14 protein-coding genes are annotated in these 15351 nt (G+C 48.1%); 7 read left to right on the top strand and 7 right to left on the bottom strand.

Going from position 1 to position 15351, the window contains the following annotated elements:
• Nucleotides 1-228 precede the first annotated feature (228 nt).
• From glnA to glnG, 3 genes are all read left to right on the top strand, one after another.
• A complete protein-coding gene (gene glnA / locus GC128_RS17830) occupies nucleotides 229-1638 on the top strand; it encodes a glutamate--ammonia ligase (RefSeq protein ID WP_151995412.1) in 1410 nt (469 codons plus the stop codon).
• 133 nt (nucleotides 1639-1771) lie between these two features.
• The gene (gene glnL, locus GC128_RS17835; protein ID WP_151995413.1) at nucleotides 1772-2821 is read left to right on the top strand and encodes a nitrogen regulation protein NR(II); all 1050 of its coding nucleotides are present in this window, start codon (nucleotides 1772-1774) and stop codon (nucleotides 2819-2821) included.
• An 8-nt stretch (nucleotides 2822-2829) separates the two neighbouring features.
• On the top strand, nucleotides 2830-4239 hold the full coding sequence (gene glnG / locus GC128_RS17840) for a nitrogen regulation protein NR(I) (RefSeq protein ID WP_151995414.1): 1410 nt from the start codon (nucleotides 2830-2832) through the stop codon (nucleotides 4237-4239).
• Nucleotides 4240-4270: 31 nt separating this feature from the next.
• Here glnG and hemN read toward each other — a convergent pair whose 3' ends face one another.
• Both hemN and yihI read right to left on the bottom strand, forming a co-directional pair.
• Nucleotides 4271-5644 carry an oxygen-independent coproporphyrinogen III oxidase gene (hemN, locus tag GC128_RS17845; protein ID WP_151995415.1) on the bottom strand — a complete coding sequence of 458 codons (1374 nt, stop codon included), beginning with the start codon at nucleotides 5642-5644 and terminating at the stop codon, nucleotides 4271-4273.
• Nucleotides 5645-5793: 149 nt separating this feature from the next.
• Nucleotides 5794-6315 (bottom strand): Der GTPase-activating protein YihI, encoded by a 522-nt coding sequence (gene yihI, locus GC128_RS17850; protein ID WP_151995416.1) that lies wholly within the window; start codon nucleotides 6313-6315, stop codon nucleotides 5794-5796.
• 586 nt (nucleotides 6316-6901) lie between these two features.
• Between yihI and yihA the strand changes: the two genes are divergently transcribed.
• Nucleotides 6902-7558 carry a ribosome biogenesis GTP-binding protein YihA/YsxC gene (gene yihA / locus GC128_RS17855; protein ID WP_193216279.1) on the top strand — a complete coding sequence of 219 codons (657 nt, stop codon included), beginning with the start codon at nucleotides 6902-6904 and terminating at the stop codon, nucleotides 7556-7558.
• Nucleotides 7559-7654: 96 nt separating this feature from the next.
• On the opposite strand, the gene GC128_RS23390 is transcribed toward yihA, so the two are convergent.
• Nucleotides 7655-7702, bottom strand: coding sequence for a spot 42 RNA, inhibition of DNA synthesis (locus GC128_RS23390; RefSeq protein ID WP_071892919.1), 48 nt, complete (start codon nucleotides 7700-7702; stop codon nucleotides 7655-7657).
• Between the two features lie 153 nt (nucleotides 7703-7855).
• Nucleotides 7856-10648, bottom strand: coding sequence for a DNA polymerase I (polA, locus tag GC128_RS17860; protein WP_151995418.1), 2793 nt, complete (start codon nucleotides 10646-10648; stop codon nucleotides 7856-7858).
• A gap of 445 nt (nucleotides 10649-11093) precedes the next feature.
• On the opposite strand from polA, the gene GC128_RS17865 reads away from it, so the two are divergent.
• Entirely contained in the window at nucleotides 11094-11981 is an 888-nt protein-coding gene (locus GC128_RS17865; RefSeq protein ID WP_151995419.1) for an acyltransferase, read from the top strand.
• A 31-nt stretch (nucleotides 11982-12012) separates the two neighbouring features.
• On the opposite strand, the gene dsbA is transcribed toward GC128_RS17865, so the two are convergent.
• The 3 genes from dsbA to GC128_RS17880 all read right to left on the bottom strand — a co-directional run bounded on the left by dsbA (nucleotide 12013) and on the right by GC128_RS17880 (nucleotide 13997).
• Nucleotides 12013-12636 carry a thiol:disulfide interchange protein DsbA gene (dsbA, locus tag GC128_RS17870; RefSeq protein ID WP_151995427.1) on the bottom strand — a complete coding sequence of 208 codons (624 nt, stop codon included), beginning with the start codon at nucleotides 12634-12636 and terminating at the stop codon, nucleotides 12013-12015.
• A gap of 28 nt (nucleotides 12637-12664) precedes the next feature.
• The gene (locus tag GC128_RS17875; protein ID WP_151995420.1) at nucleotides 12665-13651 is read right to left on the bottom strand and encodes a serine/threonine protein kinase; all 987 of its coding nucleotides are present in this window, start codon (nucleotides 13649-13651) and stop codon (nucleotides 12665-12667) included.
• A 76-nt stretch (nucleotides 13652-13727) separates the two neighbouring features.
• Nucleotides 13728-13997, bottom strand: a complete 270-nt coding sequence (locus tag GC128_RS17880) for a YihD family protein (RefSeq protein WP_034461496.1) — start codon at nucleotides 13995-13997, stop codon at nucleotides 13728-13730.
• A 72-nt stretch (nucleotides 13998-14069) separates the two neighbouring features.
• Here GC128_RS17880 and mobA point away from each other — a divergent pair, with 72 nt between their 5' ends.
• Together mobA and mobB are read left to right on the top strand one after the other, a co-directional pair.
• Entirely contained in the window at nucleotides 14070-14651 is a 582-nt protein-coding gene (gene mobA / locus GC128_RS17885; protein ID WP_151995421.1) for a molybdenum cofactor guanylyltransferase MobA, read from the top strand.
• Nucleotides 14652-15155: a molybdopterin-guanine dinucleotide biosynthesis protein MobB gene (gene mobB / locus GC128_RS17890; RefSeq protein ID WP_151995422.1), complete on the top strand. Its 504-nt coding sequence runs from the start codon at nucleotides 14652-14654 to the stop codon at nucleotides 15153-15155. It abuts the gene before it with no gap.
• The last annotated feature ends 196 nt before the right edge of the window (nucleotides 15156-15351 follow it).

Below are 15351 nucleotides of genomic sequence, written 5' to 3' on the forward strand. Positions count from 1 at the left end.
TTTCACGGAGCAAAAAAGGGAGCCACAACGAAAATTGCACCAATATGGTGCTCAAATCTCAGACTGAAGCACTACATTGGTGCAAACTATCCATCGTGGTGCAGCCCTTTTGCACTATAGTGCGCATGATAGCGCCTTTTTGGGGTAATTTAAAAGTTGGCACAGATTTCGCTTTAATCATTTCAGGGCAACAAGCCAATTCAATGACCAAATCCGGGAGAGTTAAGTATGTCCGCTGAACACGTTTTGACGATGCTGAATGAACACGAAGTGAAGTTTGTTGATCTGCGCTTCACTGACACCAAAGGTAAAGAACAGCACGTCACTATCCCTGCTCATCAGGTTACTGCTGACTTCTTCGAAGAAGGCAAAATGTTTGATGGCTCTTCAATTGGTGGCTGGAAAGGCATCAACGAGTCAGACATGGTTCTAATGCCAGATGCGTCTACTGCTGTCATTGACCCGTTCTTCGCTGATTCTACGCTGATCATTCGTTGCGACATTCTTGAGCCAGGCACCATGCAGGGTTATGACCGCGACCCACGCTCCATTTCCAAGCGCGCTGAAGATTACCTGCGTTCTACTGGCATCGCCGATACCGTACTGTTCGGGCCAGAACCAGAGTTCTTCCTGTTCGACGACGTTCGTTTCGGTAGCTCTATTTCCGGTTCTCACGTTGCTATCGATGATATCGAAGGCGCATGGAACAGCGGCACCAAATACGAAGGCGGCAACAAAGGTCACCGTCCTGCTGTTAAAGGCGGTTACTTCCCAGTTCCACCAGTTGACTCCGCACAAGACCTGCGTTCTGCAATGTGTCTGACTATGGAGCAAATGGGCCTGGTTGTTGAAGCTCACCACCACGAAGTAGCAACTGCTGGTCAGAACGAAGTGGCTACCCGCTTCAACACCATGACTAAAAAAGCAGATGAAATTCAGATCTACAAATATGTGGTTCACAACGTTGCTCATGCTTACGGCAAAACAGCGACCTTTATGCCAAAACCAATGTTTGGCGATAACGGTTCTGGTATGCACTGCCATATGTCCCTGGCTAAGAACGGCGTAAACCTGTTCGCTGGTGACAAATATGCTGGCCTGTCTGAGCAAGCGCTGTACTACATCGGCGGTGTTATCAAACACGCTAAAGCCATCAACGCCCTGGCTAACCCAACCACCAACTCCTACAAGCGTCTGGTCCCGGGTTACGAAGCTCCAGTAATGCTGGCTTACTCTGCAGCTAACCGTTCTGCTTCAATCCGTATCCCAGTTGTTGCATCTCCGAAAGCACGTCGTATCGAAGTGCGTTTCCCAGACCCAGCTGCTAACCCGTACCTGTGCTTCGCAGCACTGCTGATGGCTGGTCTTGATGGTATCAAGAACAAAATCCATCCGGGTGAAGCAATGGACAAAAACCTGTACGACCTGCCGCCAGAAGAAGCGAAAGAGATCCCACAAGTTGCTGGCTCTCTGGAAGAAGCACTGAGCTGCCTGAACGAAGACCGCGAGTTCCTGACTGCGGGCGGCGTGTTCACTGATGAAGCTATCGATGCTTATATCGCGCTGCGTATGGAAGAAAACGACCGTGTGCGTATGACTCCGCACCCAGTTGAGTTTGAGCTGTACTACAGCGTTTAAATAAGTAGTCATCTCCAATTTTAGCCCATCGTTGATGGGCTTTTTTATCCACAAATAACCTGTTGCAGCAACGTTATTTGCCGCCAGGAAACTATAATGCACCATCACAGTGCAAATTATCGGAGACTGCTGTATGGCAACCGGCACACTGCCCGATGCTGGGCAGATCCTGAATTCTTTAATCAACAGCATTTTACTGGTCGATGACGAGCTGGCGGTCCATTACGCCAACCCGGCTGCACAGCAACTTTTGGCGCAAAGTTCGCGCAAGCTGTACGGCACACCACTGCCAGAGCTGTTGAGTTACTTTTCGCTCAATGTTGGTTTGATGCAGGAAAGCCTGACCGCAGGCCAGGGTTTTACCGATAACGAAGTCACGCTGGTTATTGATAGCCGCTCCCACATTCTTTCCCTGACTGCACAACGTTTACCTGAAGGGTACATCCTGATGGAAATGGCGCCGATGGATAACCAACGCCGCTTAAGTCAGGAGCAATTGCAGCAGGCGCAACAAATTGCCGCCCGAGATTTAGTTCGTGGATTGGCGCACGAGATTAAAAATCCGCTTGGTGGATTGCGTGGAGCAGCCCAACTGCTGGCCAGAGCATTACCAGAACCGTCGCTAACTGAATACACCAAGGTGATTATTGAGCAGGCTGACCGCTTGCGTAACCTGGTCGACAGACTGTTAGGCCCACAACAGCCGGGGATGCACGTCACTGAAAGTATTCACAAAGTGACGGAGCGAGTGATGAAACTGGTGTCGATGGAGTTGCCTGCAAATGTGACGCTGGTAAGAGATTACGACCCAAGTTTGCCAGAGCTGGCGCACGACCCGGAGCAAATTGAACAGATTTTACTGAATATTGTGCGTAACGCGCTTCAGGCGCTGGGCAGTGATGGTGGCGAAATAGTGTTACGTACGCGTACCGCTTTTCAGCTTACTCTGCACGGCACTCGCTATCGCCTGGCTGCACGTATTGATATTGAAGACAACGGTCCGGGTATTCCGGCCCATCTGCAGGACACACTATTCTACCCAATGGTGAGCGGACGTGAGGGAGGGACAGGATTAGGTCTTTCTATTGCACGCAACTTGATCGATCAGCATTCGGGAAAAATCGAATTTAACAGTTGGCCAGGCCATACCGAGTTTTCGGTTTACCTGCCTATTCGTAAGTAGAGGTCTTTATGCAACGAGGGATAGTTTGGATCGTTGACGACGATAGCTCCATCCGTTGGGTGCTGGAACGCGCATTGACTGGAGCGGGTTTAAGCTGCACCACATTTGAGAGTGGCAATGAAGTTCTGAACGCTCTTGCAACCAAGACCCCGGACGTATTGTTATCTGATATCCGCATGCCCGGCATGGATGGCCTGGCGCTGCTAAAGCAGATTAAACAACGCCACCCGATGTTGCCGGTCATCATAATGACGGCTCATTCAGATCTTGAAGCTGCGGTGAGTGCTTATCAGCAAGGCGCTTTCGATTACCTGCCTAAACCTTTTGATATTGATGAAGCGGTAGCACTCGTTGAGCGCGCCATTAGTCACTATCAGGAACAGCAGCAACCGCGCAATGTACAGGTTAATGGGCCAACCACCGATATTATTGGTGAAGCGCCAGCTATGCAGGATGTGTTTCGAATTATTGGCCGCCTCTCCCGTTCATCAATAAGTGTGTTGATAAACGGCGAATCGGGTACCGGTAAGGAGTTAGTTGCACACGCTCTGCATCGACATAGCCCACGAGTGAAATCACCTTTTATTGCGCTGAACATGGCAGCAATCCCGAAGGATTTGATTGAGTCCGAGCTGTTTGGCCATGAGAAAGGCGCGTTTACCGGTGCTAATCAAATTCGCCAGGGCCGTTTTGAGCAGGCCGACGGCGGTACGCTGTTCCTCGATGAAATCGGTGATATGCCGCTGGATGTGCAGACTCGATTATTGCGCGTGTTAGCCGATGGGCAGTTTTACCGCGTTGGTGGCTATGCGCCGGTGAAAGTTGATGTGCGAATCATTGCGGCGACGCACCAGAACCTAGAGTTACGCGTGCAGGAAGGAAAATTCCGTGAGGACTTATTCCATCGCCTGAACGTGATTCGTGTTCATCTGCCACCGCTGCGTGAACGCCGCGAGGATATTCCGCGTCTAACTCGCCACTTCTTGCAAGTAGCGGCTCAGGAACTGGGCGTGGAAGCAAAACTGCTGCATCCCGAAACGGAAAATGCATTAACGCGCCTGGCCTGGCCCGGAAACGTGCGTCAACTGGAAAACACCTGCCGCTGGTTAACAGTAATGGCTGCGGGCCAGGAAGTGCTGATTCAGGATTTACCGGCTGAGTTATTCGAGACAACGGTTCCGGACAGCCCTACACATTCTCAGTCAGACAGTTGGGCGACATTACTGGCGCAATGGGCCGACCGCGCATTACGTTCCGGTCATCAGAACCTGCTTTCTGAAGCGCAGCCAGAAATGGAACGCACACTGCTAACGACGGCACTGCGGCATACGCAAGGCCACAAGCAGGAAGCGGCTCGTTTACTTGGCTGGGGGCGAAATACCCTGACGCGTAAATTGAAAGAGTTGGGAATGGAGTAACAAAAAGGCGGCTTTCAAGCCGCCTTTAGTTTTATATGACACGGGAAAATTGTTGCAGTCGCGCCTTCTGACGTAAGTAACTATCAAAACACATGCAGATATTACGGATTAGCAGGCGGCCTTTTGGCGTCACCTGAATATGTTTGCCGTCGATATCCACCAGCCCATCGTTGGCCAGCGGTTCGAGTAGCTTCAAATCTTCCGCAAAATACTCTGCAAAGTTCAGATCCCAAAGCTGCTCGATTTCAGCAAATTTAAGCTGGAAGTTGCAGATCAGCGCTTTGATAACATCACGTCGGATGCAGTCATCGCGGGTTAATGCCAGACCGCGCCACAGCGCATCGCCCTGGCTATCTACCTGTTGATAATAAGTTTTAAGCTCTTTCTGGTTCTGCGCATAACAGTCGCCAATCATGCTAATGGCAGAAACACCCATCCCCAGTAAGTCTGTATCACCCTGAGTGGTGTAGCCCTGGAAATTACGGTGCAACTTCCCTTCACGCTGCGCAATCGCCAGTTCGTCATCTGGCCGCGCAAAGTGGTCCATACCAATAAATTGGTATCCGGCATCGGTAAGCGAGCTGATGGTTTCTTGCAGAATGTCGAGTTTTTGCTGAGCGCTCGGTAAGTCTTCGTCTTTAATTTTGCGCTGCGCCGCAAACAGTGTCGGTAAGTGCGCATAGTTAAAGACACTTAAACGGTGCGGGCTCAGTTCTGCAACACGCTTGAGGGTGAAGGCAAAGCTTTCTGGCGTCTGTTTTGGCAGGCCGTAAATGAGGTCGATATTCGTCGATGTGAAACCGAGTTCACGGGCACGCTGAATCAGCGCGAAGATAAACTCTTCATCCTGCTCACGGTTAACCAGGCGCTGCACTTCTTTGTTGAAGTCTTGCACGCCCATACTCAGACGGGTAAACCCTTCCTGACGCAAATGGTCGAGCACATCGAGTTCAATTTCACGCGGATCGATTTCAATGGAAAGCTCGGCATCTTCATCGAAATGGAAATGACCCCGTAGAAGCCCCATCAGACGGCTTATCTGCGCTTTACTGAGGTAAGTTGGAGTACCACCGCCCCAATGCAACTGACTGACGTGACGGCCTTTAAAGAGCGGCGCACGGTGGGCTATCTCTTGTTCAAGCGCATCAAGATACTGATCGGCCTTATGCGTCTGACGAGTGACGATTTTATTGCAGCCACAGAAGTAGCAAAGCTTGTGGCAGAACGGGATATGGATATACAACGACAGCGGGCGCTCAGGATAACGAGCAACCGCTTCAAGAAATGCCGCCTCACCGAAGCCTTCTGAGAACTCCAGCGCGGTAGGATAAGAGGTATAACGCGGCCCTGAATAATTATATTTCTGGATCAGGGCCAGATCCCAATCGATTAACTGCTCAGACATACTCACTTCCTCCGGTGATGCCGCATTCGTTGACGGCGCAACGATTTTTGCAATCGCGACAACCGCCGTAGTTTAACGAATAACCACAGCAGATAACACACCAGCGGAATAACCACGATAAGAACAGGTAATCCCATTGAGGTAGACTGTTAGTCAGTGCCTTTGAGAAGACGCATCAAATCATCGCCTTTCTCTTTTTCTTCTTCATCTTCGTCATCTTCATAGGCGATGCCGAGTTCTGCCATCAGCGCATCAATGCGATCAAGCTTAGCGTTAACCCAAGCCTGCTCTTCTGCGTTGAGTGTTTCACCTTCTTCAAGACGCTCTAACAGCGCATCCAGGCGCTCATCGTTCTCCAGCAAATCCAGTTCAGCCTGTGGTGTTAGCATAGGTTTCTCGACTTTAGGTTTGTGCTGTTTAGGTTTTTTGACCTGGACTTCAGTTACGCCCAGGGCGATTGGTTTTTTGCTGCCAATGCGCGGATCTTTAGCCTGTGAGCTGCCACTTCCACTTTTTTCCTGGGTGCCACCGGTTGAACGGCTACCCGCTGCATGTCCACTGTGTTTTTTATCACGTTTACGGTCACGAGCTTCGCGATCGATCTCCTCACGTGTTTTGCGACGAGCTTTTGAAGGTTTAGAGCCAGGTGCTGCTGAGTTTTGTTGCTTCATAATAAATTATCTTGAGCCATTTTTATTCAGTATAGAATTGCGGCGGAATCTAGCAGAAAGCAAGCAAAGAAAAAAGGCGGCAGGTTAACCTGTCGCCTTTTTCTTGTCTCTGGACCTATATAAGGTCACACAATCCCTGTTTGCACTCGACGCCCTGTCTTTCCCTTGCAAACAACTTCCGTGTAAATCCTTGTCCTTTTTAAACGTCTCCAGACGTTGCCTCCTGGCATTTCCTTGGTTCTTCGCCATCCTGACGATCCTGAACCCTCATCCTGAGTTGCTATCCTTTGTGGCTATCCTTTGCCTGTGCCGCTTACTTTACTCTTAGCGCTTGATTCCACAAGATTAGTATTTGAGTTAAGTCATTAATGTAATCCATCAAAAAACACCTAATACATTGTTATATATGTTCTTTTAAATATATCTGCATCTAACAACACTGCGTTGTCTGTCAATATGAATGGTCAATGTCTTACAAACCTCGGGCGGATTTCTGTAATCCTGTAAGCCTTGCCGAGAAACACGGCGTTTTCCCCATGTTCAGGTATAATCCCCCACAATGCTCATCCTGAGGGAGACAACCGTTTTGAAAAACTGGAATTACCAGCTGACCCACTTCGTGCTTAGCGCACCGGACATTCGCCATTTACCTTCTGATACCGGTATTGAGGTTGCTTTCGCAGGCCGCTCTAACGCAGGGAAATCCAGCGCATTAAATACGCTGACCAACCAGAAAGCCCTGGCGCGTACCAGTAAAACGCCTGGTCGTACGCAGCTCATCAACCTGTTTGAAGTGGCTGAAGGCTTACGTGTGGTGGATTTACCGGGCTATGGCTACGCCGAAGTACCAGAAGAAGTAAAACTGAAATGGCAGCGCGCGCTTGGCGAGTATCTGCAAAAACGTAATAGCCTGAAGGGATTAGTTATCTTGATGGATATTCGTCATCCACTGAAAGACCTTGATCAACAAATGATTAATTGGGCTGTTGCGAGCAACATTCCAGTGATGCTGCTGTTAACCAAGGCTGACAAGCTGGCATCTGGTGCTCGTAAAGCACAGTTAAAGATGGTTCGCGAAGCGGTGGTAGATTTTGGCGGTGATATTCAGGTAGAAGCGTTTTCGTCACTGAAAAAGATCGGTGTCGATGTACTGCGTCATAAGCTTGATGGTTGGTATAACGATATCCCACCAGCAACCGAAGAAGATGATGTAGAAGAAGACGACGAAACAGCTGGCGAATAAAAAGAAGCATGGGTTCGCCCGTGCTTTTCCTTATTTTCCTGACTTGCGTGCAATAAAAAACGCCCCAGTCATTACTGACTGGGGCGGCTAAAATATTCAGCCAAATCCGATTACGTGAAGTAAAAGGTCTGAAAGATAGAACATCTTACCTCTGTACCCTACGCAAATAACTCTACTCCTTTTTATTCGGTTGAAAAAGCATTTTTTGTAGTTTTTTTTCACCCTTTACACTCCGATATTGAAGCGTCATCACAAAAAGCTATGAGATATGTTGCTTAGTTACATAAATCGCTTTATTTAGTGAGCTTCATCCCAATTTACACCACTTCCGACTTCCACCAGCAATGGCACATCTAGCGTCATACTGCCTTCCATCAGTTCGTGGATTTTCTTCGATACGGCTTCCAGATCGTCCTGATGAACTTCAAACACCAGTTCATCGTGTACCTGCATGATCATTTTTACACGCGGCTTTTCTGCTTCCAGCCAGGCATCAACGGCAATCATGGCGCGTTTGATAATGTCTGCAGCGGTCCCCTGCATTGGAGCGTTGATTGCCGCGCGTTCTGCACCGGCACGACGAGCAGCATTGCTGGAGTTGATGTCTGGTAAATACAAGCGGCGGCCATCCAGCGTTTCGACATAGCCTTTATCCTTCGCCTGCGTCCGGGTACGTTCCATATATTCCAGCACGCCCGGGTAGCGTTCGAAATAGAGATCCATATACTTCTGCGACTCTTTACGTGGGATGTTGAGTTGGCGAGACAAACCAAACGCACTCATACCGTAAATCAGTCCAAAGTTGATGGCCTTAGCGCTGCGGCGCTGTTCGCCTGAAACGCTATCTAACGGCAGCCCAAATACTTCCGCCGCTGTCGCACGGTGAATATCTTTACCTTCCGCAAATGCAGTCAGCAGCCCTTTATCGCGGGAAAGATGCGCCATAATACGCAGTTCGATTTGCGAGTAGTCGGCGGAGACAATCAGATAATCTTTTGGCGCAATAAAGGCCTGGCGAATACGGCGACCTTCTTCATTACGCACCGGAATGTTTTGCAGGTTCGGCTCTGTAGAAGAAAGACGACCGGTCGCCGCGACAGCCTGATGATAAGAGGTATGCACGCGTCCGGTTTTCGGGTTAATCATCAGTGGCAGCTTATCGGTGTAAGTCGATTTCAGTTTTGCCAGGCCACGATGCTCAAGAATAACTTTAGGCAGTGGATAATCCAGAGCCAGCTCTTCCAGCACTTCTTCAGAAGTCGACGGTGCACCACCAGGTGTTTTCTTCAGCGGCTTAATCCCTTGCTTTTCAAACAGAATAGTTTGCAGCTGCTTTGGAGAAGAGAGGTTAAAGGCTTCGCCCGCGATTTCATGGGCGGTGATTTCCAGCTCCGCCAGGCGTTTGGTGAGTTGCTCAGAATGCGTATGCAGCACGGATGGATCGATTTTCACGCCATTGCGTTCAATCCGCGACAGCACAGGCACTAGTGGCATTTCAATATTTTTAAAGACGCTGAGTGGCCCTTCGCGCTTTTCGAGTTGCGGCCACATCTTCAGGTGCAACTGCAACGTAACATCCGCATCTTCTGCAGCGTAACGCCCGGCCTGTTCCAGATCTATTTGGTTAAAGGTCAGCTGCTTTTTACCCTTGCCGGCAATCTCTTCAAAAGTGATCGTGGTGTGCTTCAACCAGCGAGCAGACAAGCTGTCCATATCATGGCGGCCCGCGACGCTATCAAGAATGTAGGACTCGAGCATAGTATCGAAGGCAATGCCACGTAGTTCGATATCATAGTTTTGCATGATGCCACGGTCATACTTGAGGTTCTGTCCAACTTTAAGAACGCTTTCGTCCTCAAGCAATGGCTTCAACAGTTCAAGGGCACGCTCACGTGGGATCTGCACCGGAGCACCAATATAGTCATGCGCAACGGGGATGTAGCAGGCAACTCCGGGTTCAGTAGCAAATGAGAGGCCCACCAGGTTCGCACTGACGTTATCTAAACTGTCGGTTTCCGTATCAAAGGCAATAACCGGCGCTTTCTTCAGGTGGTTAATCCACTCTTCAAGCACGCTTTCTTCGAGAATGGTGACGTAGTTTTCATATGAGAGTGCGTTAGCTGGCTCTTCCGGTTCAACTTCGGCTTTGATCTCTATCGATTTCGTGGATTGTGCCGCAGGTTTTGCACCCTTAGCTTGCATCCACTTGCCTGCTTCAACGTCAGTAATCCAACGTTTAAATTCATATCGTTTGAACAACTCGAGAAGCTCTTCATCTGCCGGTTGCTGCACTTCTAACTGTTCACAGCCTAACTCAAGCTCCACATCTGTTTTGATGGTGGCTAGTTGATAGGAGAGGTAAGCAAGGTCTTTGCTTTGCTCAAGCTTCGCCGCCATGGTTTTTGCACCACGGAACGTCAATTCTGCGATTTTTTCTGGGTTGGCATATAGCGTATCCAGACCACCTAAACCTTGCAGCAGTGCCTGTGCGGTTTTCTCACCAACTCCTGGCACGCCAGGGATGTTGTCTGAGGAGTCGCCCATCAATGCCAGGAAGTCGATAATCAGCTCTGGAGGTACGCCATATTTGGTACGGACTTCATCCGGTCCAAGAATGGTATTCGTCATGGTATTGATAAGCGTGACGCCCGGCGTAACGAGTTGTGCCATATCTTTATCGCCGGTACTAATCAGCACCGGACGACCAACGCGTTCCGCCTCAAGTGCCAGAGTACCAATCACGTCATCGGCTTCCACGCCTGAAACAGCCAGAAGCGGCAAGCCCATAGCTTTAACCATTGCATGGAGTGGCTCAATTTGAGCTCGTAGATCGTCCGGCATTGGTGGGCGGTGAGATTTGTAATGCTCAAACAGCTCGTCACGGAAGGTTTTGCCTTTAGCATCAAAAACCACTGCTGCGTGGGTCGGTTGATACTGCAACAAGAGACTGCGCAGCATATTCAGCACACCGTACATTGCCCCGGTCGGTTCACCTTTGCTATTGGTCAGCGGTGGAAAGGCGTGATAGGCACGATAGAGATAAGATGAGCCATCAACGAGGATAAGTGGGTTTTGCGCGATCTGAACCATAATGTTCCGTTCCGTGACTGGTTTTAGTTTATGGCTAAAGGATGCCATAGCATGGCTGAAAACATGAACTTTTGAGGAAGATAAGGTGAAAAGTTTTGTTGATCTTCGAGATCGCCCTCAAGATCAATATTGTGGATAAGTTTGTGCATAATTCTTTAAGCAATTGATTGCGTATCTCAATGGAAATCCCACATCCAATAAATATCTATACTTATCATTGTGTTGAGTTTTAACCATTCTCTCAGGTGACATTTATTGCGTGATCGATAAATGTGGATATAAAAATTAATTATGTTATAGACCGATAATATTAAAAACCCACAGTACCGCGTTTCTTAATCCACTTTATTTGTTTCCTCACTCAAGATTATTTTCTGATAAAATTCACCACCTATTATTCTTCTCCCACCATCTGACTCTCTCTACCCATCTGAAAAATTTACTTATGTCGAGATTATTCGCCGCGATAACGTTGATTCTGAGTGTCGCTCTTACCATTCTGGTTACTATAGCCTGCTCGGTACCCATTATTGTCGCTGGCATCATTAAGCTGCTATTACCTGTTCCCGTCATCTGGCGATCAATCTCGGTATTTGCTGATTTTATGATGTACTGCTGGTGTGAAAGTTTAGCTTTCCTACTCAAGCTGAATCCGCATTTGAAATGGGATGTGGAAGGGCTGGACGATCTCAGTAAAAAAAACTGGTACTTACTGATTTGTAATCACCGAAGCTGGGCAGATATCGTCATTTTGTGCGTGCTATTTCGTAAACATATCCCGATGAATAAATACTTTTTAAAGCAGCAACTCGCCTGGGTACCATTCATGGGTCTGGCATGTTGGGCTTTGGATATGCCTTTTATGAAACGTTATTCGCACGGCTATTTGCTTCGCCACCCAGAACGACGCGGTAAAGACGTGGAAACAACCCGGCGCTCTTGCGAAAAATTCCGCTCTCATCCAACGACGATTGTGAACTTTGTCGAAGGCTCAAGATTTACTAAAGAGAAGCGTTTACAGACACGATCAGCCTTTCAAAACCTGCTTCCGCCTAAAGCCGCTGGCATCGCAATGGCGCTCAATGTATTAGGGAAACAGTTCGATAAGCTGCTCAATGTAACGCTCTGCTACCCTGAAAATTCGCAAAGTCCGTTCTACGATATGTTAACCGGAAAAATGACCCGGATCGTAGTGAGAGTTTCGCTTGTGCCGATTGCAGAGGATCTGCATGGAGACTATGTTAATGACAAAGGATTTAAACGACGCTTCCAGCAATGGCTGAATGCGGTGTGGCATGAGAAAGACGCTTTACTTACGAGTATCAAACAATAGAAGAAAGCCGGTCAGTGACCGGCTTTTTTAATTACTTTTTCTCGACCAGGAACTTGGCCACATCAGCATACTGCTGGACGAATACGTCCATATTGCTGGTGTCCATTCCTTGTGGATTCAGTTGGTATTTACCATTCACGAAAATAGCCGGGACACCCTGCAATTGCAGATCGGACGCAGCTTTCTCTTGTTGAGCAACCAAGGATTTCACTACAAAACTGTTCCATGCCGCATCGTACTCTTCTGCTTTCACACCTGCATTAATGAAGACATTACGAATATCAGCAACATTCTGAACTGTTTGAGTTTTCTGAACAGCTTCAAACATTGGAGCGGTGATTTTATCTTCCACGCCCAGTGCCAATGCAACAGCCCATGCCTGAGTTAGATCCTTGCCCAATGGGCCCAGGAACTCAACATGGTATTTGGTCATTTTGGTGCCTTCTGGCAGTTTTTTCTTCACAGTATCAGAAACATGAAGCACTTCTTCAAACTGGTAGCAGTGCGGGCAGTAGAAAGAGAAGAACTCTAAAACCTGTGGCTCACCAACAACAGGTTTTTCCAGAGTCACGAACTCTTTGCCGTCAGTGAACTGCGCTGCAGACACGCTAAATGCCAGGACCATCCCCGCCAGCGCCAGCCAAATCTTTTTCATCATCAAATCTCTCCTGAATAAATACTGATTAATACATTGGCGTTAATGTTAGTGGTGGTTCACGTAGAACCCGAACCTGCTCTGTAAAAGTCGCAGTTTGTGTTCTCCAGTAATCTTCGTCGGTAAGCCACGGAAAATTTCTGGGGAAGGCAGGGTCATCCCAGCGTCGAATTATCCACGCGAGATAATAAACCATACGCATTGCTCGTAAAGGTTCTATGAGTGCAATTTCGTCTGATTCAAAGGGGGTAAACTCTTCATATGCTTCGACAATCATTTCCAGCTGCATTCTCTGCTCGGCTTTGTCACCATTCAGAAGCATCCAGATATCCTGAATTGCCGGGCCATTACGTGCATCGTCCAGATCGACAAACAATGGGCCATCGCGCCAGAGAATATTCCCCGGATGGCAGTCGCCATGTAATCGTAGTGCCTGAAAATCTTCATGCCAGTGGAGTTTCACTTCCGCGATTAGCGCATCAGTTGCTTTGAGAAAGTTTTTCTTGAGAGCTGCCGGAATCAGATTTGTATGCTCAAACAGTTCACGTGGCTCAAACAAATACTCATTTAAGCCAATATCAGGACGAGCGGAAAATTGCTTACGACGCCCGGTTTGATGAATACGACCAAGGTAACGACCCACCCACTCCATCTGATCAAGGTTATCTGTTTCGTATTGTCGCCCACCTAAACTAGGAAACACTGCGTACATAAAACCTTGGTGGCGTAGCAATGTTTGGCCGTTGAAATGCAATGGCGCCGCGACTGGAACATCGTCTGCTTGCAGCTCAAGGGAAAACTGATGTTCTTCTTCTATTTGTTCTGGGGACCAGCGATGGGGGCGATAAAACTTCACCACATAACGTTTACGATCCTCGTCCTGAAACTGATAGACGCGGTTCTCAAAACTGTTTAATGGCGTCAAGCCGGAATCCACCCGTATACCCTGTTCGAAAAGGGCATCCATGATGGTATCCGGATGTAGTGTTTGAAAATTGAAAGCGCTGTCTGTCATCCAGCCAACCAACTGTAAATGCGAATAGTTGAGGATAACATTTCGCAGCCATTTAGGTGGGCTGGCTTACAAGCTTTTACTCTTTAATTACGCCGCGAGCACGCAGCAATGCTGTCTTAAAATCTTCTTCGTAGTCTTTCTGAATGCCAGGAATAACAGCATCTTTCGAAGAATCGCGCATTTTCAGATGATAGATAAGCACATCATCAGTGAGATCGGTTAATTCACCGGTATAACCTGACTCTTTGCTGAGTTTCTGCAAAAATTGAATCAAGTTGAGATCCGGCTCTTTCTGCCATGCGGGCTGAAGTAGCTCGAGCAGTTCGTTAAGGCGTTTACATTTCATGATTGTGCTCCATTCACATGAGAGATGTCACACGTTAGCAGGCTCAAACCCACATTAAAAGAGGCGATATAGGTGAGATGTTTAACAGAAGTTACTGGTGTGGTGTTGGCAGGTGGAAGAGCAACAAGGATGGGCGGTCAGGATAAGGGGCTCATAAACCTTAATGGCCAACCACTGTTTGAACACGTCATCAGTAAGCTAGCGCCTCAGGTGGGTAATGTGGTGATCAGTGCTAACAGGAATATTGAAATGTATCAGTCTTTTGGGGTTAATGTCCTGAGTGATACGCTACCTGATTATCCAGGTCCACTGGCAGGAATCTTGTCTGCAATACAGCATCTGAGTGATGAATGGTTTCTGTTCTGCCCTTGCGATACGCCTAATATCCCGGACGATCTGGCATATAGACTGTGGATGCAAAAAGGTGAATCCAATGCAGTATGGGTGAACGATGGCGAGCGAGATCATCCAACCATTGCACTTATACACCGCAAGTTAGTCACAGATCTTGAGCAATATTTGGCTGCTGGCGAGCGCAGAGTGATGATTTTTCTGCGTGAAGTGGGCGGGAAACCTGTGCTGTTTGCGAATCAGATGCAAAACTTCATCAACGTAAATACACCTGAAGATCTCATGCAATGGGAGAAACAATAGATGCTGCCATTGTTAGCATTTGCAGCTTGTAGTGGGACGGGAAAAACGACGCTGTTGAAGCGGGTGATTCCTTTACTGAACGAACGAGGCATTCGTCCTGGGCTTATTAAGCATACGCATCACGATATGGATGTAGATAAACCGGGGAAAGATAGCTACGAGCTACGCAAAGCAGGAGCGGCACAAACCATCGTCGCCAGCCAAAAACGCTGGGCTCTCATGACTGAAACACCGGACGAAAATGAGTTAGATCTTTACTACCTCGCCAGCCGAATGGATGAGTCATCACTGGATTTGATATTGGTCGAGGGTTTTAAGTACGAATCAGTACCCAAGATACTGCTCTATAGAGAGGGCACTTCTCTGAATGCTGGCGATTTAGTGATCGATAGCCATGTCATTGCCATCGCCAGTGATGTAAATCTGAACATATCACTCCCTATCCTGGACATTAATCACCCTGAACAAGTCGCTGATTTCATTATTAACTGGTTGAAAAAATAGAAATTTAAGAAAAAACTGAGAAAGGAGGCAAGGATTTCATAAATCGCAGACAGCAAAAAGCCCTGTACGTCAGTACAGGGCTTGTATTCGTATCATCCTGATACTCACCCCTCCGGGGCCGTCGCAAGCGACGTGCAACATTGCTCCCGACAATGTTGTCCACTTAGCAAGCACAAAAAAGCCCCATGCTTTCGCA

The sequence above is a fragment of the Buttiauxella massiliensis genome, assembly GCF_902500225.1.
GTDB classification, from domain to species: Bacteria; Pseudomonadota; Gammaproteobacteria; order Enterobacterales; family Enterobacteriaceae; genus Buttiauxella; species Buttiauxella massiliensis.

Coding starts and splice junctions, on each gene's coding strand:
- mobB (WP_151995422.1), top strand. CDS start 14,652: ATGCTGCCATTGTTAGCATTTGCAGCTTGTAGTGGGACGGGAAAAACG.
- glnG (WP_151995414.1), top strand. CDS start 2,830: ATGCAACGAGGGATAGTTTGGATCGTTGACGACGATAGCTCCATCCGT.
- glnL (WP_151995413.1), top strand. CDS start 1,772: ATGGCAACCGGCACACTGCCCGATGCTGGGCAGATCCTGAATTCTTTA.
- hemN (WP_151995415.1), bottom strand. CDS start 5,644: ATGTCTGAGCAGTTAATCGATTGGGATCTGGCCCTGATCCAGAAATAT.
- GC128_RS17880 (WP_034461496.1), bottom strand. CDS start 13,997: ATGAAATGTAAACGCCTTAACGAACTGCTCGAGCTACTTCAGCCCGCA.
- yihI (WP_151995416.1), bottom strand. CDS start 6,315: ATGAAGCAACAAAACTCAGCAGCACCTGGCTCTAAACCTTCAAAAGCT.
- glnA (WP_151995412.1), top strand. CDS start 229: ATGTCCGCTGAACACGTTTTGACGATGCTGAATGAACACGAAGTGAAG.
- polA (WP_151995418.1), bottom strand. CDS start 10,648: ATGGTTCAGATCGCGCAAAACCCACTTATCCTCGTTGATGGCTCATCT.
- dsbA (WP_151995427.1), bottom strand. CDS start 12,636: ATGAAAAAGATTTGGCTGGCGCTGGCGGGGATGGTCCTGGCATTTAGC.
- GC128_RS17865 (WP_151995419.1), top strand. CDS start 11,094: ATGTCGAGATTATTCGCCGCGATAACGTTGATTCTGAGTGTCGCTCTT.
- GC128_RS17875 (WP_151995420.1), bottom strand. CDS start 13,651: ATGACAGACAGCGCTTTCAATTTTCAAACACTACATCCGGATACCATC.